Genomic DNA, 23,348 nt, shown 5'->3' with positions numbered 1-23,348 from the left:
CCCCTGGCTAACCTGCGGGTATGGCCCTTGGAACCGCGTCCACCAGGACCGACCGCGCGCGCACTGTGCGTGACATCCTGCGTACCGGCAAGACGACGTACTCGTTCGAGTTCTACGCGCCGAAGACGCCCAAGGGTGAGCGGTCCCTGTGGAACGCGCTGCGCAGGGTCGAGGCGGTGGCTCCCGACTTCGTGTCCGTGACCTACGGCGCCGGCGGCTCCACCCGCGCGACCACGGTCAAGGAGACCCAGCAGATCGTCGTGGACACCACGCTGACGCCGGTCGCCCACCTCACCGCCGTCAACCACTCCGTCGCGGAACTGCGCAACATCATCGGCCAGTACGCGGACGCCGGTATCCGCAACATGCTCGCCGTCCGCGGCGACCCGCCCGGCGACCCGATGGGCGAGTGGGTGCCGCACCCCAAGGGCCTGACCTACGCGGCCGAACTCGTCGCGCTCATCAAGGAGTCCGGTGACTTCTGCGTGGGTGTCGCCGCCTTCCCTGAGATGCATCCGCGCTCCAGTGACTGGGACACGGACGTCACACACTTCGTCGACAAGTGCCGTGCGGGCGCCGACTACGCCATTACGCAGATGTTCTTCGAGCCGGAGTCGTATCTGCGGCTGCGCGACCGGGTCGCGGCTGCCGGCTGCGAGACCCCGGTCATCCCCGAGATCCTGCCGGTCACGAGCGTGCGGATGCTGGAGCGGCTGCCCCGGCTCAGCAACGCCTGCTTCCCCGAGGTGCTGAAAGAGCGGATCCTCACAGCGAAGGACGATCCGGCGGCGGTACGCTCCATTGGCATCGAGTTCGCCACGGAGTTCTGCGCGCGGCTGCTGGCCGAGGGAGTGCCCGGCCTGCACTTCATCACGCTCAACAACTCCACGGCGACGCTGGAGATCTACGAGAACCTGGGCCTGCACCACCCCCCGCGGGCCTAGACCGGCCAACCGGTATACGACACACTGCGTAGCGGTCACTGGGAGAGGGGCGTACATGGGCTGGACGGTCCTCTACATCGCGTTCGGCATCGTCGCGCTGTGGTTGCTCGGCGAGGTGCTGCTGCAGTACAAGGCGCGGCTGCGCTGGCGGCTGCTGGCGTTCGTCGGCTTCGTCGGCGTCGTGCTCGGCGTGCTGATCTCCGCCGTCGTCGTCATCGCACTGGGCGCGGTGGCCTTCGCGGTCGGCCAGACGTACGTCACGCTGTCGTTCCGCCGTGGCTTCACCGACGGCTGGGCGGTCAGCCGCCGCGGCGAGGGCGGCGGCAAGCGCCGGGGCGAGCAGCCGGACCACCCGGAGCCCACGCCGGAGGCCCTGGACCCGGAGCCGGCCGGGACCGGCCACGGCCGGCCCGACGACGGTTACCGCCAGGACGGCGGGTACGGACCGGACGGCGGGTACGGTCAGGACGCCGGTTACGGCGGCGACGGCACCCCGTACGGCCGTGACGGCGACTACGAACGCGACGACGTGTTCGCGCCGGCCCCGCGCACGGCCGAGCACTCCGCCGCCGAGGCCACCGCCGTCTACGAACCGCAGCCCCTGCCCGACGACACCGGCTCCTACGGCATATACGGCGACGCGGCCCACGCGGCCGCCGCCCAGCACCAGGACCCGACCTATGCGACGGCCGCCCAGGGCGCCGACCAGGGCTACGCCTACGACTACCCGGGCTACGGCCAGCAGCAGTACGGCTACGACATCAACGGCCAGCAGCAGTACGCCAATTACTCCGACCCGTACGTCGGCGCCCAGGGCCACGGAGACGCCTCGTACGATCCCGGCTACGACGGTCAGCAGTACGGCCAACCGCCCTACGGCCAGGACCAGTACGGCACCGGCGGCTACGGCGAGACCCCGCCCGGCGGCGTCTGGGTCCCGCAGCAGCGCACCGACGAGACCTACGGCGGCCAACTCCCGCCGGAACAGCCCTACCCGTACCAGAACAACGGGCAGCAGCAGGGCAACGGCACCGGCACCGGATACGACGAGCACTACCGCTTCTGACGGGCCGCTCCCGCGACGCCGTCACCCACGCCGAGCCCCGGCCCCAGCGAGCCGAGCGCCCCGCTCGCGCGCCGAGCCCCGGCTCACCGCACCGAACCCTCGCTCACCGCGAGCCGAGCGCCCCGCTCACCGCGAGCCCCGGAAGTCCGGCCCCTCCACGATCAGCCCGGCGACCAGCGCGCCCGACATGCCGGCGTGCGCGAGCCCGCCCCCCGGATGCGACCAGCCGCCGACCGCGAACAGGCCCGGTATCTCGGTGCTGTTGGACGGACGCAGGGTTCCCTCGGCCGCGGCCAGCGCAGGCGGGGGCACGGCACCGCCCTCGGCCCCCGTCTCCCGCTCGGTGTGCACCGGTGTGCGCACCTCGCGCCACAGCACGCGCTCCCGCAGCCCCGGCACCGCCCGCTCGGCGGCGGCGACCATCCGGTCCGCGAAGGCGTCGGCGGCGCCCGGCGCGCTCCAGTCGTACCCGGCCGCGGACGGCACCGTCGCCGTCACCACCACGGACTCGTGCGCCGCGTCCGGGCGCAGGGCGGGGTCGTCCGGCCGGTCGACGCGGACCGTGGGCCGCTCCGGCACCCCCTCCGCCGTGAACAGATCCAACTCGGCCGTCGCGTCCGGGGAGTGCACCACCGTGCGGTGCGCGGCCCCCGGCTCCCGGCCGCCGCGCAGCGCGAGGCACACCACGACCCGGCCAGGGAACAGCCCCTCGGCGGTCGGCGTGACGGCGCCCGGCCCGTACGGCTCCCGGCCGGGCAGCAGGCCGCGCAACCGCCAGGGGCCCGTGGCGATCACCGCGTCCGCCTCCGCGGCCGTCCCGCCCCCCGAGCCGCCCTCGGCCCACTCCACGCCCGCCACGCGGCCGTCCTTCTCCAGGATCCCGGTGACCTCCGCCCCGAAGACGAACTCGACCCTGCGCCGCACGCACCGCTCGTACACCGCGCGCGCCAACTCCCGTATGCCGCCCCCGACATACCAGACGCCGAAGGCGTGCTCCATGTACGGCAGCACGGCCGCGGCGGCCGGAGCGGTCCCGGGGTCCAGGCCGTACCCGAGCGCATGCCCCGCCAGCAGGGCGGCGAGCCGCGGGTCCCGCAGCTCCCACGCGCCGATCTCGGCCAGCGTGCCGGCCCGCCGGGTGCGCAGCAGCCGCTTGTGGGGGACCGCCGGATAGGGCTCGCGCCCGGCCAGCACCGACCAGTTGGGCCACAGCGGCTCCTCCAGCAGGGGCCGGCGGGTGCGGTCCCAGGTCTCGCGGGCGCGCACCAGGAAGTCGCCCCAGCGCTGCCCGGCGCCGGACCCCAGCGCCTCGTCCAGGGCGGCGACGACACCCGCGCGCGAGGCGTTCGGCAACGACACCTCCGTGCCGTCCGCGAACACGTGCCGTGAGGACGGGTCGACCTGGGTGAGCCGGACCTGGTCCTCCAGTGGCTCCTTGCCGGTCTTGAGGAACAGATCGCGCCACACCGCGGGCAGCGGCAGCACACCCGGGCCGGTGTCGAAGCCGAAGCCGTCCCGCTCGAACCGGCGCACCGCTCCGCCGTACGTCTCCGTACGCTCGTACACCACCACCCGGTGGCCCGCGACGGCCAGCCGGGCGGCGGCCGCCATCGCGCCCATCCCGGCGCCGATCACCGCAATCCGTGCCATGCCTGCGACTTTATCGACCGCCATTGACAGCCGGGGCCACGGGCGGTCAGTCGGGCGGCCGGGCCGCCCCGACGGCCGGCCGGCGCTCCGCACGGCGCCGTGCCCGGCGGCGCAGGAACCGCCGGATCCGGGAGACCAGGAAACACAGCGCCGCCACACCGGCGGCCAGCAGCGCCGCCGCGACGATCGCCGCCGCCTTCGGATGGAACACGGCGAAGGAGACGACGGCGCCCACGCCGACGTCCTCGGCCGTGCTCAGGATCATGTTGCTGAAGGGCTCCGGCGAGGCGTTGACCGCCATCCGCGTCCCGGCCTTGACCGCATGGCTGGCGAGCGCCGTCGAACCGCCGAGCAGGCCCGCCGCCACGTCCGGGAGCGAACCGCTCTGCCCGGCGAGCAGCGCCCCGACCCAGGCGCCCGCGAGCGGCCGGACGACGGTGTGCACGGCGTCCCACACCGAGTCGACGTAGGGAATCTTGTCGGCGACGGCCTCGCACAGGAACAGCGCGCCGGCCGCGATGAGCACTTCGGGGCGTTGCAGCGTCTGCGGAACGTCCTCGCTCACTCCGGTCGCACCGAACAGGCCGAGCAGCAGCACCACGGCGTAGGCGTTGAAACCGCTGGCCCAGCCGCTGGTGAACACCAGGGGGAGTACGGACACGGAGGTGATCGTAGCCAGCGGGCGGCGCCGCGTCCTGTGCCTGCGCGCGGACGGCTGAGTAGGCGTACCTAGGCGGTGAGTTGAGTACGTGCGCGGATGGGCTCCGAACTGCGGGAACGGGAAAGTGGAGGCACGGCAGCAGGACAGGGACCGGCACCGCCGACACGGGGCGGCGGAACGGCGACCGTCCTTTGCCGCTCCTTCCGCCGACTCGTCGGCGGAAGTGAGGACACGGGGGAGCCCAGGGGGAAGACCACAACGGGGGTTCCCAGGGGGAACACGGGGGAGCACAGGGAAGCGCCGGTCCGAGGTGGCCCGCGGGGGACGCGGCCACGGCGGACCGGCGCTTTGCCGTCAGCCCATGCCGCTCACCCGGCCCTGCAACAGCCGGGACAGGGCGGCGTGCACGTCGTCCAGGGACCGCTCCGGCTGGAACGACTTCCAGTCCAGCGCCGCCACCAGCACCATGCCGACCAGGGCCGCCGCCGTCAGAGGCACATCGATCTCCGCGCCGAAATCGCCGCCCGCCACACCCGCGCGCAGCACCCCCTCGACCACCGCGACGGCCTGCTGCCGCACCACCAGCAGGGTGGACTGCCAGGCGCGGTTGGTGCGCCACAGCTCGGCCACGTACAGCTGGGTGAAGGCCGGGTAGCGGTCGATGAAGACGAGACCGGCGCGGATCATCGCGTCCAGCGCGGCCACCGTGCCGCCGCCCTCGCGCGCCGTCCGCTCGGCGGCCTCCCGCAGGGAGGCGGTGAGCACGCCCACGCCGTGCCGCAGCAACTCCTCGAAGAGGACCGACTTGCTGGCGAAGTTGTAGTAGACCGTGCCCTTCGCGACCCCGGCGCGCTCGGCGATCTCGTCCACCGTCGTGGCGGAGAAGCCCTGCTCGGCGATGAGCGTGACGGCCGCCTCGAAGAGCCGCTGCCGGGTGACCTCGCGGCGGGTGCTGCCGCCGCGCGCGGCACTGCTGCTTTCCATGGCGCCGATTCTCACAGCAACGGGCTCAGCGCCGGGCCGTACCGGCGCACCGCGGCCCCGGCGCCGGTGACCGCGACGGACGCAGGCCACGCACCGGACCGGCCTGCGATCGAACGGTCGATCGAGGCAAATGACCAGGTCAGAACGGATTGTCAGTGGCATACCGCACGATGGGCGCATACGGCACCTCGTAGCGGGTGTGCCGTCAACAGACGACAGGAGGTTCGTCATGGCCAGCTCGTCCGCAGCAGCCGCCCACCGGCGCCGCGCCACCGGCCCTGCCCCCTCACTGACCGGCCCGGCGAGCGATGTGCACCCCGTGCTCCGCCGGGCCACGGCCCCGCCCGCCGCCCTCGACCTGCTCGCCCAGGCCCGTGCCGGACTCGACGAGGCCGCCGTCCTCGAAACGCCCAACGAGCGCTATGCGACGGCCCATCTCGCCGCCCTGCGCACCGCAGCCGCCGTCCTCGCCGCCCGGGGCCGCCCGGAGCCGACCGCCCGGCGCCGGGCGCGGATCCGCAGCGCCTGGGAGGTGCTTCCCGAGATCGCACCCGAACTCACGGAGTGGAGCGCCCTGTTCGCCTCCGGCGCGGCCCGCCGCGCCCGCGCCGAGGCGGGCATCCGGGATGCGGCCGGCCGTCGCGACGCCGACGATCTGATACGGGACGTGGCGATGTTCGTCCGGATCGTGGAGCGGATGCTGGTGCTCCAGCCGGTCCTGCCGCAGCCCCGTCAGGAAACCGCCGAACCGGCCGTCCGCACCACCGGCACGGACCTCACTGACCGGGACATGCCGGACGCGGGATGACCGCCCCGCGCCGTGCGGCCGCGCCCGCCCCGCACGGGGAGGGGGACGCCGGGACCGGTCCGCCCCGGGGGACGCGCAGGCCGCGCGCCCCCACGATGACCAGGTACGGCGCCGGAGGCAATAGGGTGGAGAGCGCCTGAAGCCTTCCCTCCTCCCGCGTCCCGGGCGGGGGAGGGACCCCGTTCGCGCCGCCGGTCAGCAGGCGGTGCCGCGCCGAGGAGTCAACTGTCGTGTCGGACCCGATGCGCCCCCGCGCCTCCCTCCGTACCGCCGTGGTCTGGGAGGTCCTTCAGGACGCCCTCGACCGCCGGGTCAAGGCCACGGGGCGGGACTCGCTGGACGTCCTCGACACCGGAGGCGGCAGCGGCAAGTTCGCGGTGCCCGTGGCCCGCCTCGGGCACCGCGTCACCGTGGTCGACCCGAGCCCCAACGCGCTGTTCGCGCTGGAGCGGCGGGCCGGCGAGACCGGGGTCGCCGACCGGGTCCGGGGCGTCCAGGGCGACATCCACGGCCTCTTCGACGTCGTGGCGCGCGGCGGCTTCGACGTCGTGCTGTGCCACGGCGTCCTGGAGTACGCCGACGACCCGGCCGAGGGCGTCCGCAACGCGGTGGCCGCCCTGCGCCCCGCGGGCGTGCTCAGCCTGCTCGCGGCCGGACTCGGCGGTGCCGTGCTGGCCCGCGCCCTGGCCGGACACTTCACGGAGGCCAGGCACGCCCTCGCCGACCCCGACGGCCGCTGGGGCGCGGGCGACCCGATGCCCCGGCGTTTCACCGCCGAGCAGCTGACCGCGCTGGTCGAGGGCGCGGGTCTCGCGGTCGGCGCCGTGCACGGCGTGCGGATCTTCGCCGACCTGGTACCCGGAGTCCTCGTCGACACCGAGCCCGGAGCGCTCGACTCCCTGCTGAAGCTGGAGGCGGCGGCGGCCGAGTTGCCGGCGTTCCACTCCGTGGCCACCCAGCTGCATGTGCTCGGCGAGACCCACGGGGCCGACGAGACCTGAGCGGCCTTCAGGGCCACACCGCTGATCAGCGACGCGACAGCAGATGGAGTACGCCACAGGCCCCCCGATCGCGGGGTTCGCGCCGTATGATCGAGGGAGACCGCCCGGCATGACGGGTCGGCCGCTGGGGAATGGAAGCTTCAGCGAGCCGGGACGGCCATGGCGGGTTCCGGTTGGCCAATTGGCCTAGAGGGGCGGGTTTCACGGGGGCGATTCCCTGCCTATCCTGAAGGGACCCCCCGGGTCGCCCCGGCGACTGCACGATGAGGAGGACTCCGTGCCGCTCTCGGAGCACGAGCAGCGCATGCTCGAGCAGATGGAGCGAGCGCTGTACGCCGAAGATCCCAAGTTCGCGACAGCGCTTGAGGGAAACGGGCTGCGTACGTACACCCGGCGACGGGTCTACCAGGCGGTCGCAGGCTTCCTCGTAGGTATCGCGCTCCTCATGGCCGGAATGGTCGCGCAGCAGATTTGGGTCAGCGTGGTGGGCTTCCTCGTCATGCTGGGCTGTGCGGTACTCGCCGTCACGGGCTGGCGCAAGGCCCCCAAGCCGGGTGAGCAGCCCGCCGCGGGCGCCCCGCACACGCGGCGTCAGGCACGGTCGAAGCGGTCCCTGATGGACCGTATCGAACAGCGCTGGCAGCGCCGCCGCGACGAGCAGGGCGGCCGTTAGAGGCGCCACAGGGAGAGCAGGGCCCCCATACGGACATGACTGAGGGGTGACCACCCGTCACGGGTGGTCACCCCTCAGTCATGTCTCATGCGGCCACCGGTTTGGCTGTTCCGGGGAGCCCACCCCGGCTGTCCTGGACAGCCGGGGGCCCCGCCTCAGCTCTGCTGGCCGGACGGCTTGCGCAGGGTCGGCCGTGCCGCCGCCACCCGCGCCCTGAGCGCCGCCGACCAGGCCGACACCGCCCACAGCGCGCGCACGGCCGAGCGCGGCGCGAACAGCGCGCGCAGTCGCGTACCGCGGCTGACCGCGCCGCTCAGCGCCCCGGCCACCCGGCGCACATCCTCCGCGAGTCCGGCCGTCGGCCGCGGCCGAGGCGCGTAGAGGACCTGCTCCAGGGCGTCCGCCACCCGGTGCACCGCGGCACCGGCCGCCGCATCGAGGTGCCCGAGCCGGACGATCCGGTCCGCCGCCCGGCGCGGCGTCAGCGACTCGTCCGGCAGGATCCCGAAGTCCCACGCGGTGTCGGTCAGCTCCTGCCAGGCCGCCAGCGCATGCGCCGCCGCGCCCTCCTCGGTGCGGGCATGCCCGCCCAGCCGAACCGCCCGCAGCCGCTTGCGCCACAGCAGCGGCGACAACGGCAGGACCAGCACGACGAGCCCGCCGACGGCCCACAGCGCCGACTGCCACCACTTCGGACCGTCACCGCCGCCCGCCGCCGCGGCCGGCACCGACGGGCTGTCGCACGCCTCCAGCTTGCGCATCTGCGCCGTGCAGCTCTCGCTCGGCGAAGCCGCGGCGGAGGGCGCCTCGGACGCCTGCTGCGAGGGGCGCGTCACGTCCGGCAGGGACGTGCCGGGCGTGTCCGACTGGGTGTACTCGGGCGCCGTGCCCCGGGTCGGGGTCGGCTCGAAACGGGTCCAGCCCACGCCCTCGAAGTACAGCTCGGGCCAGGCGTGGGCGTCCTTCAGACCGACCGAGACCGTGCCGTCCGACTGCGGCGTACCGGGCGCGAAGCCGACCGCGACCCGGGCCGGAATGCCCAGGGTGCGGGCCATCGCGGCCATCGCGAAGGAGAAGTGGATGCAGAAGCCCTGCCTCTTCTCCAGGAAGGTCGCTATCGCGTCCGGTCCCCGGCCGACCTGCACCTCGGTGTCGTACTGGAAGCCACCGGTCACGGCGAAGTAGTCCTGGAGCTTGACCGCCTCCTCGTAGTGGCTCGTCGCCCCCGCGGTGACCTGCTCGGCCGTGCTCGCCACCACCGACGGCAGCGACTTGGGCACCTTGGTGTACTCGCGCCGCAGCGCCTGCGACGGCTCCGGCGCCGAGGCCAGCTGCTCCGCGGTCGGCTGCACGTCCAGGCTGGTCACCTCGTACGCCGCACCGCGGGTGTTCTGGCCGTGGTCGCCCACCAGCGTCATGCCCACCGGTTCGTAGCGCCACTTGCCGGCGACCCGCACACCGCTCGGCGGGTACGGCATCGGCAGCCAGTCCTGCGCGTACCAGTCGGCTGCCGTGATCCTCGTCCTGACCTGCGAGCGCCTGACGTCCTCACCCAGCCCGGCCGGCGTGGGAAACGGGTCCGGCACGCCGACGATGTGCCGCTGGGACGGCTTCCAGGTGGTGCCGTCGAAGTCGTCCAGGGAGACGATCCGCAGATACAGGTCCGCGATGTCGTTGGAGCTGGTCCGCACGGACAGCACCTGGCGGTCCTCGTCCACGTTCAGGCTGTCGCGCAGCGACACCAGGGGGTTGACCGCGGAGATGGTGCCGCCGTTGCCGTTGCCCGCGCCCACCCCGGTTCCGGTGCCGTCCAGGAGGCCGCCCTGCATCGCCGGCAGGGCCAGGGGCACCACCACGGCGACGCCCAGCGCGACCACGCCGATGCGCCGGCCCGTGCGGACGGGCGCCACCGCGCCGCCGGCCGGGCCGCCGGGGGAGCGGGCGGCGCCGCCGAAGACCCGGCCCCACTGGGACAGCCGCTCCCGGCCCTCGGTGAGCAGCAGCATCAGATAGCCGGCGGCGGCGACCAGGAACCACAGCCAGTCGGTGCCGCCGTCGGACAGGCCCGCCGCCACCGAGTACAGGGCCAGCAGCGGAAGCCCGGCCGGGGCCGCGCTGCGCAGCGTCACCGCGAGGAGGTCCACGATCAGCCCGATCACCAGGACACCGCCGACGAGCATCAGCCGGATGCCGTCGGACAGCGGCGCCGGGATCGCGAACCGGCTCACGTCGTCCGAGCCCTGCTGGAGCAGGTCGGCGAAGTGGCGGAAGGCATCGGGCCCGGGGATCAGCCCGAGCAGCGCCTGCTCCCGCGCGAAGACCAGGGTCAGCAGCACGAGGCTCACCAGGGCCTGGATCGCCACGGTCAGCGACCGGGCCAGCGGCACCCGCCGGGTCGCCGCGCCCACGGCCGTCTGCACCGCCACCAGAAGGCCCGCCTGGAAGATCCAGGTCGTCGGGGAGACCAGCGGCAGCAGCGCGCACGCCGCCATCATCGTGGCCACGGCGGCGCCGATCGCCAGTCGGGCCCGTCCGCTCATGCCGTCACCTCCCGCACACGCGGCCCGCCACCGGGCCCCGGCGCCCCCGCCGCGGCCCCAGCCGCACCTGTCCCGGCCCGCCGCGTCCGTTCCGTTCGGGTCCCGTCACCGTTCATGACCGTGCCTCCCCGCCACTCAGCGCGGCCGCGCCCGTGCGTTCGTGGTCCGCCCGGCGCCACAGTTCCTCCAGCGAGGCGCCGCGCGGCACGCTCACGGTCGTCCAGCCCGCCTCCCGCAGCAGCCGCACCCGGTCCGCCTGAGCGCTTCCCGGTCCGGGCACGTCCGCCGGTTCCCGCACCCAGGTGTCCGGGTCCAGCAGAAAGGCGACGGCGCCGCCGCTGCGCCGGCGCATCTTGGCGACCACGGCGGCCTGCTCCTCGTCCAGTTCGCCGAGGAAGGCCACCAGCAGACCCTCGCTGCCGCCGCGCAGCACGTCGTAGGCACGGGACAGGCCCGCGCCGTCCGAGTGGTCGATCACGGCGAGGGTGTCCATCATCATCCCGGCCGCGTCCGCCGTCTCCTGGCTGGCGCCGGCGAACCCGTCGCTTCCCTCACCGGGCACCGAGCTGCCGGTGTCCGTCAACAGGCGTACCGAGAAGCCGCGTTCGAGCATGTGCACCAGCACGGACGCGGTGCCGGACACCGCCCACTCGAAGGCCGAGTCCGGGCCGGCGCCCGCGAAGGCGATGCCCCGGGTGTCCAGCAGCACCGTGCACCGGGAGCGCTGCGGCTGCTCCTCGCGGCGCACCATCAGCTCGCCGTAGCGCGCGGTGGAGCGCCAGTGGACGCGGCGCAGATCGTCGCCGTACCGGTAGCCGCGCGGGATCACGTCGTCCTCGCCGGCCAGGGCCAGCGAGCGCTGCCGCCCGTCGCCGTACCCCTTCGCCTCGCCGCTGAAGCGCACCGGCGGCAGCGCCTCCACGCGCGGGATCACCGTCAGGGTGTCGTACGTCGAGAAGGAGCGGGTCAGCTCGCACATCCCGAACGGGTCGGTCAGGCGCAGTTGCAGCGGGCCGAGCGGATAGCGGCCCCGCAGGTCGGAGCGGACCCGGTAGGACACCTCACGGCGACCGCCGGGCTCCACCCGGTCGAGCACGAAGCGGGGCCGCGGCCCGAGCACGTACGGCACCCGGTCCTGGAGCATCAGCAGGCCCGTGGGCAGCCGTGAGACGTTGTCCATGCGCAGATGGACCCGGGCCTCGGCGGCCGCGGGCACCCGCGAGGGGGAGAGCCGGCGGCTGCCCGCCACCCGGTAGCGCGTGCGGTAGAGCACCGTCGCGCAGATGAGGGGCAGCGCGGCCAGCAGCAGCCCGACCCGGAGCAGTTCGCCCTGCCCCAGCACATAGGCGCAGACGGCGGCGGCGACGCCGGCCGCCAGGAACGAACGGCCGCGCGTGGTCAGCCCGGCCAGCGCCGTGCGGACACCACCCTTGTCGTCGCGTTCGGTCTCCGGCCGGCCCGTCCCCCCGCCGCTCATCACAGCCTCCGCGGCGGCTGCTGGCCGTACGCGGTCGCACCCAGCCCGCCGAAGCCGCTCTGCCGTGGCGCCGCGGGCACCGGCGTGCGCTGCACGATCTCCTGGACCACCTGCTCCGAGGTGCGCCGGTTGAGCTGGGCCTGGGCGGTGGGCAGCAGCCGGTGCGCGAGGACCGCCACGGCCAGGGCCTGGATGTCGTCCGGCAGCGCGTACTCCCGGCCGGCCAGGGCTGCTGCGGCCTTCGCCGCGCGCAGCAGGTGCAGCGTCGCGCGCGGGGAGGCGCCGAGTCTCAGATCGGGGTGGCTGCGGGTGGCGGCGACCAGGTCGACCGCGTAGCGCCGGACGGTCTCCGCGACATGCACCCCGCGGACGGCCTCGACCAGCTTCACGATCTCGTGCGCGTGGGCGACCGGCTGGAGGTCCGTCAGGGGCGAGGCGCCGCCGTGCACGTCCAGCATCTGCAACTCGGCCTCGACGCTGGGGTACCCGACGGAGACGCGGGCCATGAAGCGGTCGCGCTGGGCCTCAGGCAGCGGATAGGTGCCCTCCATCTCCACCGGGTTCTGCGTGGCCACCACCATGAAGGGGCTGGGCAGTTCATAGGTCTGCCCGTCGATGGTGACCTGCCGCTCCTCCATGGACTCCAGCAGCGCCGACTGGGTCTTGGGGGACGCGCGGTTGATCTCGTCGCCGATCACGATCTGCGCGAAGATCGCGCCCGGCTTGAACTCGAAGTCCCGGCGCTGCTGGTCCCAGATGGACACACCCGTGATGTCCGACGGCAGCAGGTCGGGGGTGAACTGGATGCGGCGCACGGAGCAGTCGATGGACCGCGCCAGCGCCTTGGCGAGCATCGTCTTGCCCACGCCGGGGACATCCTCGATCAGAAGATGCCCCTCGGCGAGCAGTACGGTCAGCGAAAGCCGTACGACCTCGGGCTTGCCCTCGATCACTCCTTCCACCGAGCTGCGGACACGCTCCACAGTGGCGGTCAGATCAGTGAGGCTCGCTCGATCGTCATAGGTCGTCACCCGGCCCTCCTCGGCCCGTTCTCACTCCGGGCCGTCGCTGTCAGCTGCGGACCGGCCCACCCCGAAACACGGACACCACACGGGAAAAGTTCCGCGTGACGCCACACCCGCATTCTTCCTGCCGTTACCGATTCGTGTCACTCGCCTGTGGACAACTGCCCGCACCCTGTCGGTTCCAGGCCCCTTCGAGCGGCCCGTCCGGCGCCGGACGCCGGCCGTTCACGGGGCGGCCGAGGGCGCTCAGGCGGGGTCGACCTCGCGCAGCAGGCCCGACCTGACGTCGAACACAAAACCGCGCACGTCATTGGTGTGCAGCAGGAACGGCGAGGTGCGCACCCGCTGCATGGACTGCCGCACGTCCTGGTCGACGTCCCGGAAGGACTCCACCGCCCAGGAGGGGCGCTGGCCCACCTCCATCTCCAGTTCGTGCCGGAACTCCTCGGTGAGGGATTCCAGGCCGCAGCCGGTGTGGTGGATGAGGACGATGCTGCGGGTGCCGAGGGCCCGCTGGCTGATCGTCAGGGAGCGGATCACGTCGTCGGTGACGACACCGCCCGCGTTGCGGATGGTGTGACAGTCGCCGAGCTCCAGGCCGAGCGCGGCGTGCAGGTCGAGACGGGCGTCCATACAGGCCACGACCGCGACATGCAGAACGGGACGGGCGTCCATCCCGGGATCGGTGAACGCGGCGGCGTACCGCTCGTTGGCCTCCACGAGACGGTCCGTCACGGTGCCCTTGCCCGTTGTGGCGCCTTCGGACCCGGCGGGAACTGCTGCAGAAGTCGTCATAGTCACGACGGTACTGGTCACTGGGCGATCGGTCCTGCTACGGGAGGGACAAAGAAGGTCATCGTCGCGTGGTGTGAATTAACCCACACGGAGGAGAATGCCGAGTCGTACAGGTGATTCTTCCGGATCGCGCCGCCGACCGGAGTGCGCTGCGCGACGCGCAGGCCGGTTGATTGACCGCGCCAGACCGTGGACTAAAGTGACGCGAAGCGGGAGGCGCGTCTCTCCCCGCTGGACTGAATTCACCAGGAGACCCCGGCACGCGCGCGGTCCGTCTCCCCACGTGCGCGGCGCGTACGTACGGCTCGGCCTCCTCCCGCTCCCGGCCGGCTGACGCTTTCGGCGCCGGCAGGCCTCCCCTTCACGAGCGGGCGGGGACCCGGCGGTGCGTACGGCCCGCGCCGGACCTGAGAGGGCCCCTTGAGCCAGAGTCGACACGTCCCGGTGATGCTCCAGCGGTGCCTGGACCTGCTGGCGCCCGCCCTGGAGCGGCCGGGAGCCGTGGTCGTCGACTGCACGCTGGGACTCGGCGGGCACAGCGAGGCACTGCTGAGCCGGTTCCCGCAGGCCCGGCTCGTCGCCCTGGACCGCGACAAGGAAGCCCTGCGTCTGTCCGCGCAGCGGCTCGCGCCCTACGGCGAGCGTGCCACCCTCGTGCACGCCGTCTACGACGAGCTGCCCGACGTCCTCGCGCGGCTCGGCATCGCGCGCGTGCAGGGCGTCCTGTTCGACCTCGGTGTCTCCTCCATGCAGCTCGACGAGGCCGACCGCGGCTTCGCCTACGCCCAGGACGCGCCCCTCGACATGCGCATGGACCAGTCGACGGGGATCGGCGCCGCCGAGGTCCTCAACACCTATCCGGCCGGCGAACTCGTCCGGATCCTGCGCGCCTACGGCGAGGAGAAGCAGGCCAAGCGGATCGTCGCCGCGATCGTCCGCGAGCGCGACAAGGAGCCCTTCACCACCAGCGCGCGCCTGGTGGAGGTGATCCGGGACGCGTTGCCGCAGGCCGCCAAGCGCACCGGCGGCAACCCGGCCAAGCGCACCTTCCAGGCGCTGCGCATCGAGGTCAACGGCGAACTGGCCGTCCTGGAGCGTGCGGTACCCGCGGCGGTGAAGGCGCTCGCCGTGGGCGGCCGGATCGCCGTCCTGTCGTACCACTCGCTGGAGGACCGCCTGGTCAAGCAGGTGTTCGCGGCCGGTGCCGGTTCCACAGCGCCGCAGGGGCTGCCGGTCGTGCCCGAGCGGTACCAGCCTCGGCTCAAGCTGCTCACGCGCGGTGCCGAACTTCCCACCGAGGAAGAGGTCGCCGACAACCGCCGGGCGGCCCCGGCGCGGCTGCGCGGTGCCGAGCGCATCAGGGAGGACGCCGAGTGAGCGAGTGGGGTCCCCGGACTCACCGGAGGACAAGTGGCTAGGAAACCCGAAGTGAAGGGCAGGGCCGCCCGGCTCGCCCGGCTGCTGCCGGCCGGCCGCGCCCGGGCGGCCCGCACCCCGTTCGTCCTCCTCGTCGTCCTGCTCCTCGGTGGTGGCCTCATCGGTCTGCTCGTGCTGAACTCGGCGCTCAGCGAAGGCTCGTTCCGGCTCGACGACCTGCAAAAGCGCACCAAGAGCCTCACCGACGAGGAACAGGCGCTGCGGCGCGACATCGACGCCTACTCCGCGCCCGACGCCCTTCAGCGGCGTGCCCGCGAGCTGGGCATGGTGCCCGGCGGCGACCCGGCCTTCCTCGGCCCCGACGGCACCGTCAAGGGCGTCCCCAGCCCGGCCGCCCGGCAGTCCGCGCCCCGCTCGCCCGCGCCCCCGGAGGCCCTGACCGGCGCCACCCCCGGCGCGAGCCCGTCCGCCTCCGGCGCGCCCCCGTCCGCCCCCGGCGCGAGCCCGTCCGCCTCGTACGCCGAGCGGGGCGCCCCGTACGCCGGCGCGGTCTCCTCGTACGCGAGCCCGTCCGGCCCGGCCGCGGGCCCGGCGGCCGGTCCGCCTGCCGCGGCGTCCACCGCGTCGCCGCCCGCCCCGCCCTCCTCCGCCCCCCGGTCCGTCTCGACCCCGACCCCCGGCAGGTGACGGAAGTGTCCGACAGGGAACCGCCGCGCCGCCGTGTGCCCGGCCCCGCCAAGCCCGTTCCACCCCGGATCCGCGCGGACCGGGGCGACCCGCACCGTGCGGGGCCGGGCGGCCGGCGCCCCGCCGGCCCAGGGGCCCGCCCGGCCCGGCGCCCGAGCCCGCCCCGGCCGGCCCCGCCGGTCCTGAGGCTGGGCAGCCCCCGCCCCCGTCTGCGCATGGTCAGCCTCGCCCTGACCCTCGTCCTGCTCGCCTTCGTCGTCCGGCTGCTCCAGGTCCAGGCCGTCGACGCCAGCGCGTACGCCGCGAAGGCCGAGCAGAACCGCTACGTGGCGCACACCCTGACCGCCGAGCGCGGCGGGATCACCGACCGCAACGGCGTCTCTCTCGCCGTCAGCGAGGACGCCGACGACATCACGGCCGACCCGACGATGTTCACCCGCAAGCAGCTGGGCATCGACGACGGTCCCGAGCAGGCCGCCGCGCTCCTCGCGCCGATCCTCGGCCAGGACCAGGCCGACCTGGTCCGCAAGCTGCGCCCGGCGAACAAGGAGCTGCGGTACGTCAAGCTCGCCGGCCGGCAGACCCCGCAGGTCTGGAAGCAGATCAAGGACCTCAGGAGCGCGCTCGCCAAGAAGGCCGAGACGGACAAGTCCACCGTCAACGTGCTGGCCGGGGTGTTCTCCGACCCCAGCAGCCAGCGCGTGTACCCCAACGGCGACCTCGCCGCCGGGATACTGGGCTGGGTCAACGCCGAGGGCAAGGGCGGCGGCGGCATCGAGCAGCAGCTGAACAAGAAGCTGGCCGGCAAGGACGGCAAGATCCGCTACGCCCAGTCCGGCGGCCGTCAGGTGCCCACCGCGGGCTCCACCGAGACCCCCGCGGTGCCCGGCTCCGACATCGAGCTGACCATCGACCGCGACATCCAGTGGGCCGCGCAGAAGGCCATCACCGAGCAGGTCGCCAAGTCCAAGGCCGACCGCGGCTATGTGATCGTCCAGGACACCCGCACCGGCGAGATCCTGGCCATGGCGAACTCGCCCGGCTTCGACCCCAACGACCTGTCGAAGGCCCATGCGTCGGCGATGGGCAACGCGGCCCTCCAGGACGCCTACGAGCCCGGCTCCACGGCGAAGGTCATGTCGATGGCGGCCGTGCTGGAGGAGGGCGCCGCCACCCCCCTCACGCACGTGGAGGTGCCCAACCGGCTGCACCGCGGCGACCGGCTCTTCCAGGACGACGTCGACCACGCGACCTGGTACCTCACGCTCAACGGTGTGCTGGCCAAGTCCAGCAACATCGGCACCATCCTGGCCACCGGCCAGCTCGGCAAGACCCAGCCGGAGGCCAACCGGGTCCTCTACTCGTACCTGCGCAAGTTCGGCATCGGCGGCTACACCGGGCTCGGCTTCCCCGGTGAGACCAGGGGCATCCTGGCCGCCCCGGGCGACTGGTCGACGTCGCAGCAGTACACGGTCCCTTTCGGCCAGGGCTTCTCCATCAACGCCATGCAGGCCGCCTCCGTGTACTCGACGATCGCCAACGGCGGTGTCCGTGTCGAGCCGACCCTGGTGCGCGGCGAACGGGGGGCCGACGGGCGCTTCGCCCCGGCCCCGGAGCCCAAGAAGACCCGGGTGGTCAGCGAGAAGACGGCCAAGACCCTCGCCCAGATGCTGGAGTCCGTGGTCGACGACGAGCAGGGCACCGGCGTCAAGGCCCGCATCCCCGGCTACCGGGTCGCGGGCAAGACCGGCACCGCCAACCGCGTGGATCCGGCCACCGGGAAGTACCGCGGTTACACGTCGTCGTTCGCCGGATTCGCACCCGCGGACAAACCCCGGGTCACCGTCTACTGCGCGATCCAGAACGCCACCTCCGGCAGCTACTTCGGCGGTCAGATCTGCGGGCCCATCTACAAGGAGGTGATGGAGTTCGCCCTGAAGACCCTCCAGGTCCCGCCGACCGGCGCCAAGGCCGCCAACCTGCCCGTGACCTACAAGCCCTGATCAGCACCTCCGGGAACGACCACCAGGAACCAGCCCGTGACAACGATCACTCCCGACCCCGGGAACCACACACCGCCCGCGCCCTCGCTTCGCTCCGAGGCGGCCGCGCCCGGTACGCTCACCGCCGTGCCACACGCTGATCAGTCCCAAACCACCCAGAAGGGCGCATCCGTGACATCGCCGGGGCCGCCACGACCGGTTCGGGTTTCCGCCACACCCCTCGCGGAACTCGCCGATCAGCTGGGTGCCGCGGCGCCGGCCGGCGCCGCCGGGGTCACCGGCATCACCCATGACTCGCGTGCCGTCCGCCCCGGCGACCTGTACGCCGCCCTGCCCGGCGCCCGCCTGCACGGCGCCGACTTCGTCCGCCAGGCCGCCGGTCTCGGCGCGGTCGCCGTGCTGACCGACCCGGCGGGTGCGGAGCGGGCCGCCGCGACCGGTCTGCCGGTCGTGGTGGTCGACGATCCGCGCGCCCGGATGGGCGCGCTCGCGGCCACGATCTACGGCGACCCGGGCCGCGACCTGCTCCAGATCGGCATCACCGGCACCTCGGGCAAGACCACCACCGCCTACCTCGTGGAGGGCGGCCTGCGGACGGTCAGGTCCACCGGGCTGATCGGCACGGTCGAGATGCGCATCGGCGACGAGCGCATCAAGTCCGAGCGCACCACCCCCGAGGCCACCGATCTGCAGGCCCTGTTCGCCGTCATGCGCGAACGCGGCGTCGAGGCGGTGGCCATGGAGGTCTCCAGCCACGCCCTGGTCCTCGGCCGGGTCGACGGCTGCGTCTTCGACGTCGCCGTGTTCACCAACCTCAGCCCGGAGCACATGGAGTTCCACTCCGGCATGGAGGACTACTTCCAGGCCAAGGCGCAGCTGTTCACGCCCGCGCGCAGCAGGCTCGGCGTGATCAACACCGATGACGCGTACGGCCGCCGGCTCGCCCAGGAGGCGTCCGTGCCGGTGGTCACCTACTCCGCCGAGGGCCACCCCGACGCGGACTGGCGTGCCGAGGACGTGCGGATCGGCCCCCTGGACTCGACGTTCACGGTGCTCGGCCCGCACGGCGAGCGGATCGCCGCCAGGTCGCCGCTGCCCGGCCCGTTCAACGTGGCCAACACCCTCGCCGCGGTCGTCGCGCTCGCCGCCGCGGGCCTCGACCCGCAGGCCGCTGCCGACGGCGTCGCCGCCGTGCCGGGCGTGCCCGGTCGGCTGGAGCGGGTGGACGCCGGACAGGCGTATCTCGCGGTCGTCGACTACGCCCACAAGACCGACGCCGTCGAATCGGTCCTCAAGGCCCTGCGGAAGGTCACCAAGGGCCGTCTGCACGTGGTCCTCGGCTGCGGCGGCGACCGTGACCAGACCAAACGCGCCCCGATGGGCGCCGCCGCGGCCCGGCTCGCCGACACGGCCGTACTGACCTCCGACAACCCACGCTCCGAGGATCCCCTGGCGATCCTCGCCACCATGCTCGAAGGCGCGGCGTCCGTGCCCGCGCACGAGCGGGGCGAGGTGCTGCTCTTCGAGGACCGGGCCGCCGCGATCGCCGCGGCGGTCGGCCGGGCGGGGCCCGGGGACACCGTGCTGGTCGCGGGCAAGGGCCATGAGCAGGGCCAGGACATCGCCGGGGTGGTCCGTCCCTTCGACGACCGCCAGGTGCTTCGCGAAGCTATCCAGCAGACCCAGGGATGAACTTGTGATCGCCCTCTCCCTCGCCGAGATCGCAGCAGTCGTCGGCGGGCAGACGCACGACATACCGGATCCGTCCGTCCAGGTCACCGGGCCGGTGGTCCGGGACTCCCGTGAGGTGGAGCCCGGCAGCCTGTTCGTCGCCTTCGTCGGCGAGCACGTGGACGGCCACGACTTCGCGGCAGCGGTCGTCGGGGCGGGCGCGGTCGCCGTGCTGGCGTCGCGCCCCGTCGGCGTGCCCGCGATCGTCGTCGCGGACGTACAGAGCGCCCTCGGTGCCCTCGCCCGGCACGTCGTGACCCGCCTCGGCGCCACCCTCGTGGCCCTCACCGGCTCCGCGGGCAAGACCAGCACCAAGGACCTCGTGGCGCAGGTGCTGCGCCGCAAGGCGCCGACCGTGTTCACGCCGGGCTCCCTGAACAACGAGATCGGGCTGCCGCTGACCGCCCTGTCCGCCACGGAGGAGACGAAGTTCCTCGTGCTGGAGATGGGCGCCCGCGGGATCGGCCACATCCGCTACCTCGCCGGCCTCACCCCGCCGAGGATCGGCATCGTCCTGAACGTCGGCACCGCCCACATCGGCGAGTTCGGCGGCCGGGAGCAGATCGCGCAGGCCAAGGGCGAACTCGTGGAGGCGCTGCCGGCGGCCGCGGACGGCGGCACGGCGGTGCTGAACGCCGACGATCCCCTCGTACGGGCCATGGCCTCCCGTACGAAGGCGAAGGTGATCCTTTTCGGAGAGTCAGGCGAAGCGGACGTACGCGCCGAGAACGTGCGACTCACGGACAGCGGACAGCCCTCCTTCAGGCTTCACACACCCTCCGGTGCAAGCGATGTGACCATGCGCCTGTACGGTGAGCACCACGTGTCGAACGCGCTCGCCGCGGCCGCCGTCGCCCATGAGCTGGGCATGTCCGCGGAAGAGATCGCCACCGCGCTCTCCGAGGCGGGCACCCTCTCCCGCTGGCGGATGGAGGTCACCGAGCGCCCGGACGGCGTGACCATCGTCAACGACGCCTACAACGCCAACCCCGAGTCCATGCGGGCCGCCCTGCGCGCGCTGGCAGCCATGGGCGAAGCCTCACGGCAAAAGGGGGGCCGCACGTGGGCGGTGCTCGGCAAGATGGCCGAGCTCGGGGACGAGGCGCTCGCCGAGCACGACGCGGTCGGGCGGCTCGCCGTCCGACTCAACGTCAGCAAGCTCGTCGCGGTCGGGGGCAGGGAAGCGTCCTGGCTGCAACTGGGCGCATATAACGAGGGTTCGTGGGGTGAGGAGTCGGTGCACGTGTCCGACGCACAGGCGGCGGTCGACCTGTTGCGCAGCGAGTTGCGCCCGGGAGACGTCGTACTCGTGAAGGCGTCCCGTTCGGTCGGCCTGGAGGGCATCGCCGAGGCGCTGCTCACGGCCGGCACCGAGGGTGAGGTCGCCGCCCGATGATGAAGCAGATCCTGTTCGCGGGCGTCATTGGTCTCTTCCTGACCCTGATCGGCACCCCGCTGCTGATCAAGCTCCTCGCGCGCAAGGGCTACGGCCAGTACATCCGCGACGACGGTCCGCGCGAGCACGCGAGCAAGCGCGGCACGCCGACCATGGGCGGCATCGCCTTCATCCTGGCGACGGTCGCCGCGTACTTCCTGAGCAAGGTGATCACCGGCTACCCCCCGACCTACTCGGGTCTGCTCGTGCTCGGCCTGATGGTCGGCATGGGCCTGGTCGGCTTCCTCGACGACTACATCAAGATCGTCAAGCGGCGTTCGCTGGGTCTGCGGGCCAAGGCGAAGATGGCGGGCCAGCTGCTGGGCGGCATCGCCTTCGCGGTGCTCTCGCTCCAGTTCGCGGACTCCCGCGGCAACACCCCGGCCTCCACGAAGCTGTCGTTCATCACCGACTTCGGCTGGACGATCGGCCCGGTGCTGTTCGTCGTCTGGGCGCTGTTCATGATCCTCGCGATGTCGAACGGCGTGAACCTCACCGACGGCCTCGACGGCCTCGCCACCGGCGCCTCGGTGCTCGTCTTCGGCGCGTACACGTTCATCGGGGTGTGGCAGTTCCAGGAGTCCTGCGCCAACGCGACGACCCTGACCAACCCCAACGCCTGTTACGAGGTGCGCGATCCGCTCGACCTCGCGGTCGTCTCCTCCGCGCTGATGGGTGCCTGCCTCGGCTTCCTGTGGTGGAACACCTCGCCGGCGAAGATCTTCATGGGCGACACCGGTTCGCTGGCGCTCGGCGGTGTGCTCGCGGGCCTGGCGATCTGCTCCCGCACCGAGCTGCTGCTCGCCATCCTCGGCGGCCTGTTCGTGCTCATCACCATGTCGGTGGTCATCCAGGTCGGCTCCTTCCGGCTCACCGGGAAGCGGGTCTTCCGGATGGCACCACTCCAGCACCACTTCGAACTCAAAGGCTGGTCCGAAGTCCTTGTGGTGGTCCGGTTCTGGATCATTCAAGGCATCTGTGTAATTGTCGGACTGGGCCTCTTCTATGCGGGATGGGCAGCGGACAAGTGACCGACTGGCAGGACAGGAACGTCACCGTCGCGGGACTCGGCGTCTCCGGCGTCCCCGCGGCCAGGGTGCTGCACGGCCTCGGCGCGCACGTCACCGTCGTCAACGACGGCGACGACGAGCGGGCCCGCGCCCAGGCGGCCGAGCTGACGGCACTCGGCGTGACCGTGCGCCTCGGTGACGGCGACACCCTGCCCGAGGGCACCGACCTCATCGTCACCGCGCCCGGCTGGCGGCCGGACAAGCCGCTGTTCGCCGCCGCCGAGCGGGCCGGCGTGCCCGTCTGGGGCGACGTGGAGCTGGCCTGGCGGCTGCGCGGCCCCGACGCCCCGCCCTGGCTGGCCGTCACCGGCACCAACGGCAAGACCACCACCGTACGGATGCTCGCCGCCATCCTTGAGGCGGCGGGCCTGCGCACCGCCGCCGTCGGCAACATCGGCGTCTCCCTGCTCGACGCGGTCCTCGGCGATGAGGAGTACGACGTCCTCGCCGTGGAGCTGTCCAGCTATCAGCTGCACTGGGCGCCCTCGCTGCGCGCCCACTCCGCCGCCGTCCTGAACCTGGCACCGGACCACCTCGACTGGCACGGCTCCATGGAGGAGTACGCCGCCGACAAGGGCCGCGTCTACGAGGGCAATCGGGTCGCCTGCGTCTACAACGCGGCCGACAAGGTCACCGAGGACCTGGTGCGCGCCGCGGACGTCGAGGAGGGCTGCCGGGCCATCGGCTTCACACTCGGTGCCCCGGCCCCGTCCCAACTCGGCGTCGTGGACGGCATCCTGGTCGACCGCGCCTTCGTGGCGGACCGGCAGCGCAACGCCCAGGAACTCGCGGAGGTCGGCGACATCGACCCGCCCGTGCCGCACAACATCGCCAACGCCCTTGCCGCCGCGGCCCTGGCGCGCGCCTACGGCGTGCCGGCCAAGGCCGTACGGGACGGCCTGCGGGCCTTCACCCCGGACGCCCACCGCATCGCGCACGTGGCCGACGTGGACGGCGTCGCGTACGTCGACGACTCCAAGGCCACCAACACGCACGCGGCGCAAGCCTCGTTGGCCGCCTACGAGTCCGTCGTGTGGATCGCCGGCGGCCTCGCGAAGGGCGCGACCTTCGACGAACTCGTGGCCGGGGCGGCTGCGCGGCTGCGCGGCGCGGTCCTGATCGGCGCGGACCGCGCCCTGATCCGGGAAGCCCTCGCGCGACACGCGCCGGAAGTACCCGTCGTCGACCTCGACCGGACCGACACTGGGGCGATGCTCCAGGCGGTCCAGGAGGCGAAGCGGCTCGCGCGGCCCGGCGACACGGTGCTCCTCGCGCCGGCCTGTGCCTCCATGGACATGTTCACCAACTACAACAAGCGCGGTGACGCGTTCGCGGAGGCGGTACGCGAACTCGGCGCGGGCGCCTGACGGCGGTTCTCGGCCACGGCGGGTGCTCCGGGACCCATGGAGGGACGCGTGACT

At 73.0% G+C, this 23,348-nt stretch carries 19 protein-coding genes; 12 read left to right on the top strand and 7 right to left on the bottom strand.

All coding sequences use genetic code 11. The annotated features are described in order from the left end of the window. Positions 1 to 20: 20 nt before the first annotated feature. Both metF and ACIRFL_RS11070 read left to right on the top strand, forming a co-directional pair. Complete coding sequence (gene metF, locus ACIRFL_RS11075; RefSeq protein WP_404026476.1) at positions 21 to 944, top strand: methylenetetrahydrofolate reductase [NAD(P)H]; 924 nt, start codon at positions 21 to 23, stop codon at positions 942 to 944. A 55-nt stretch (positions 945 to 999) separates the two neighbouring features. Next, positions 1,000 to 2,010, top strand: coding sequence for a hypothetical protein (locus ACIRFL_RS11070; protein WP_404026473.1), 1,011 nt, complete (start codon positions 1,000 to 1,002; stop codon positions 2,008 to 2,010). 126 nt (positions 2,011 to 2,136) lie between these two features. Here the strand turns inward: ACIRFL_RS11070 and ACIRFL_RS11065 are convergent, their stop codons facing one another. The 3 genes from ACIRFL_RS11065 to ACIRFL_RS11055 all read right to left on the bottom strand — a co-directional run bounded on the left by ACIRFL_RS11065 (position 2,137) and on the right by ACIRFL_RS11055 (position 5,305). After that, positions 2,137 to 3,660 carry a phytoene desaturase family protein gene (locus ACIRFL_RS11065; RefSeq protein WP_404026470.1) on the bottom strand — a complete coding sequence of 508 codons (1,524 nt, stop codon included), beginning with the start codon at positions 3,658 to 3,660 and terminating at the stop codon, positions 2,137 to 2,139. A 46-nt stretch (positions 3,661 to 3,706) separates the two neighbouring features. Further along, entirely contained in the window at positions 3,707 to 4,321 is a 615-nt protein-coding gene (locus tag ACIRFL_RS11060; protein WP_404026468.1) for a DUF4126 domain-containing protein, read from the bottom strand. A 354-nt stretch (positions 4,322 to 4,675) separates the two neighbouring features. Continuing rightward, positions 4,676 to 5,305 (bottom strand): TetR/AcrR family transcriptional regulator, encoded by a 630-nt coding sequence (locus ACIRFL_RS11055; protein ID WP_404026465.1) that lies wholly within the window; start codon positions 5,303 to 5,305, stop codon positions 4,676 to 4,678. Between the two features lie 229 nt (positions 5,306 to 5,534). Here ACIRFL_RS11055 and ACIRFL_RS11050 point away from each other — a divergent pair, with 229 nt between their 5' ends. The 3 genes from ACIRFL_RS11050 (at position 5,535) to ACIRFL_RS11040 (ending at position 7,787) form a co-directional block, all read left to right on the top strand. After that, a complete protein-coding gene (locus tag ACIRFL_RS11050; RefSeq protein WP_404026462.1) occupies positions 5,535 to 6,113 on the top strand; it encodes an SAV_6107 family HEPN domain-containing protein in 579 nt (192 codons plus the stop codon). Positions 6,114 to 6,343: 230 nt separating this feature from the next. Then, complete coding sequence (locus ACIRFL_RS11045) at positions 6,344 to 7,114, top strand: methyltransferase (RefSeq protein ID WP_404026459.1); 771 nt, start codon at positions 6,344 to 6,346, stop codon at positions 7,112 to 7,114. Between the two features lie 277 nt (positions 7,115 to 7,391). Continuing rightward, complete coding sequence (locus tag ACIRFL_RS11040) at positions 7,392 to 7,787, top strand: DUF3040 domain-containing protein (protein WP_404026457.1); 396 nt, start codon at positions 7,392 to 7,394, stop codon at positions 7,785 to 7,787. 155 nt (positions 7,788 to 7,942) lie between these two features. Here ACIRFL_RS11040 and ACIRFL_RS11035 read toward each other — a convergent pair whose 3' ends face one another. From ACIRFL_RS11035 to ACIRFL_RS11020, 4 genes are all read right to left on the bottom strand, one after another. Then, positions 7,943 to 10,327, bottom strand: a complete 2,385-nt coding sequence (locus ACIRFL_RS11035; protein ID WP_404026454.1) for a DUF3488 and DUF4129 domain-containing transglutaminase family protein — start codon at positions 10,325 to 10,327, stop codon at positions 7,943 to 7,945. A 112-nt stretch (positions 10,328 to 10,439) separates the two neighbouring features. Continuing rightward, positions 10,440 to 11,804, bottom strand: coding sequence for a DUF58 domain-containing protein (locus ACIRFL_RS11030; RefSeq protein ID WP_404026451.1), 1,365 nt, complete (start codon positions 11,802 to 11,804; stop codon positions 10,440 to 10,442). Continuing rightward, a complete protein-coding gene (locus tag ACIRFL_RS11025; protein WP_404026448.1) occupies positions 11,804 to 12,835 on the bottom strand; it encodes an AAA family ATPase in 1,032 nt (343 codons plus the stop codon). Before ACIRFL_RS11025 ends, ACIRFL_RS11030 begins: the two co-directional genes overlap by 1 nt. A 240-nt stretch (positions 12,836 to 13,075) precedes the next feature. Further along, positions 13,076 to 13,624: a beta-class carbonic anhydrase gene (locus tag ACIRFL_RS11020; protein ID WP_404026446.1), complete on the bottom strand. Its 549-nt coding sequence runs from the start codon at positions 13,622 to 13,624 to the stop codon at positions 13,076 to 13,078. Between the two features lie 420 nt (positions 13,625 to 14,044). Here ACIRFL_RS11020 and rsmH point away from each other — a divergent pair, with 420 nt between their 5' ends. The 7 genes from rsmH to murD all read left to right on the top strand — a co-directional run bounded on the left by rsmH (position 14,045) and on the right by murD (position 23,294). After that, positions 14,045 to 15,001 carry a 16S rRNA (cytosine(1402)-N(4))-methyltransferase RsmH gene (rsmH, locus tag ACIRFL_RS11015; protein WP_404026444.1) on the top strand — a complete coding sequence of 319 codons (957 nt, stop codon included), beginning with the start codon at positions 14,045 to 14,047 and terminating at the stop codon, positions 14,999 to 15,001. A gap of 33 nt (positions 15,002 to 15,034) precedes the next feature. Continuing rightward, on the top strand, positions 15,035 to 15,688 hold the full coding sequence (locus tag ACIRFL_RS11010; RefSeq protein ID WP_404026441.1) for a septum formation initiator family protein: 654 nt from the start codon (positions 15,035 to 15,037) through the stop codon (positions 15,686 to 15,688). 5 nt (positions 15,689 to 15,693) lie between these two features. Beyond that, on the top strand, positions 15,694 to 17,691 hold the full coding sequence (locus tag ACIRFL_RS11005; protein ID WP_404026439.1) for a peptidoglycan D,D-transpeptidase FtsI family protein: 1,998 nt from the start codon (positions 15,694 to 15,696) through the stop codon (positions 17,689 to 17,691). 171 nt (positions 17,692 to 17,862) lie between these two features. Further along, on the top strand, positions 17,863 to 19,383 hold the full coding sequence (locus ACIRFL_RS11000; RefSeq protein ID WP_404026595.1) for a UDP-N-acetylmuramoyl-L-alanyl-D-glutamate--2,6-diaminopimelate ligase: 1,521 nt from the start codon (positions 17,863 to 17,865) through the stop codon (positions 19,381 to 19,383). Between the two features lie 4 nt (positions 19,384 to 19,387). Next, positions 19,388 to 20,818: a UDP-N-acetylmuramoyl-tripeptide--D-alanyl-D-alanine ligase gene (gene murF, locus ACIRFL_RS10995; protein WP_404026437.1), complete on the top strand. Its 1,431-nt coding sequence runs from the start codon at positions 19,388 to 19,390 to the stop codon at positions 20,816 to 20,818. Next, on the top strand, positions 20,818 to 21,888 hold the full coding sequence (mraY, locus tag ACIRFL_RS10990) for a phospho-N-acetylmuramoyl-pentapeptide-transferase (RefSeq protein ID WP_404026593.1): 1,071 nt from the start codon (positions 20,818 to 20,820) through the stop codon (positions 21,886 to 21,888). The genes murF and mraY overlap by 1 nt, the downstream gene beginning before the upstream one ends. After that, positions 21,870 to 23,294: a UDP-N-acetylmuramoyl-L-alanine--D-glutamate ligase gene (gene murD / locus ACIRFL_RS10985; protein ID WP_404026434.1), complete on the top strand. Its 1,425-nt coding sequence runs from the start codon at positions 21,870 to 21,872 to the stop codon at positions 23,292 to 23,294. The genes mraY and murD overlap by 19 nt, the downstream gene beginning before the upstream one ends. Positions 23,295 to 23,348 lie beyond the last annotated feature (54 nt).

The sequence above is a fragment of the Streptomyces sp. NPDC102462 genome (assembly GCF_044765425.1).
Classification (GTDB): Bacteria; Actinomycetota; Actinomycetes; order Streptomycetales; family Streptomycetaceae; genus Streptomyces.
The sequence above is the reverse complement of the archived record's forward strand: the minus strand, read 5'-3'. Positions and strand labels throughout refer to the sequence as shown.

Bases quoted from the DNA above. Each gene is read 5' to 3' on its own strand.
- metF (WP_404026476.1), top strand. From the start codon at position 21: ATGGCCCTTGGAACCGCGTCCACCAGGACCGACCGCGCGCGCACTGTG.
- ACIRFL_RS11070 (WP_404026473.1), top strand. From the start codon at position 1,000: ATGGGCTGGACGGTCCTCTACATCGCGTTCGGCATCGTCGCGCTGTGG.
- ACIRFL_RS11065 (WP_404026470.1), bottom strand. From the start codon at position 3,660: ATGGCACGGATTGCGGTGATCGGCGCCGGGATGGGCGCGATGGCGGCC.
- ACIRFL_RS11055 (WP_404026465.1), bottom strand. From the start codon at position 5,305: ATGGAAAGCAGCAGTGCCGCGCGCGGCGGCAGCACCCGCCGCGAGGTC.
- ACIRFL_RS11050 (WP_404026462.1), top strand. From the start codon at position 5,535: ATGGCCAGCTCGTCCGCAGCAGCCGCCCACCGGCGCCGCGCCACCGGC.
- ACIRFL_RS11035 (WP_404026454.1), bottom strand. From the start codon at position 10,327: ATGAGCGGACGGGCCCGACTGGCGATCGGCGCCGCCGTGGCCACGATG.
- ACIRFL_RS11030 (WP_404026451.1), bottom strand. From the start codon at position 11,804: ATGAGCGGCGGGGGGACGGGCCGGCCGGAGACCGAACGCGACGACAAG.
- ACIRFL_RS11020 (WP_404026446.1), bottom strand. From the start codon at position 13,624: ATGACGACTTCTGCAGCAGTTCCCGCCGGGTCCGAAGGCGCCACAACG.
- mraY (WP_404026593.1), top strand. From the start codon at position 20,818: ATGAAGCAGATCCTGTTCGCGGGCGTCATTGGTCTCTTCCTGACCCTG.
- murD (WP_404026434.1), top strand. From the start codon at position 21,870: ATGGGCAGCGGACAAGTGACCGACTGGCAGGACAGGAACGTCACCGTC.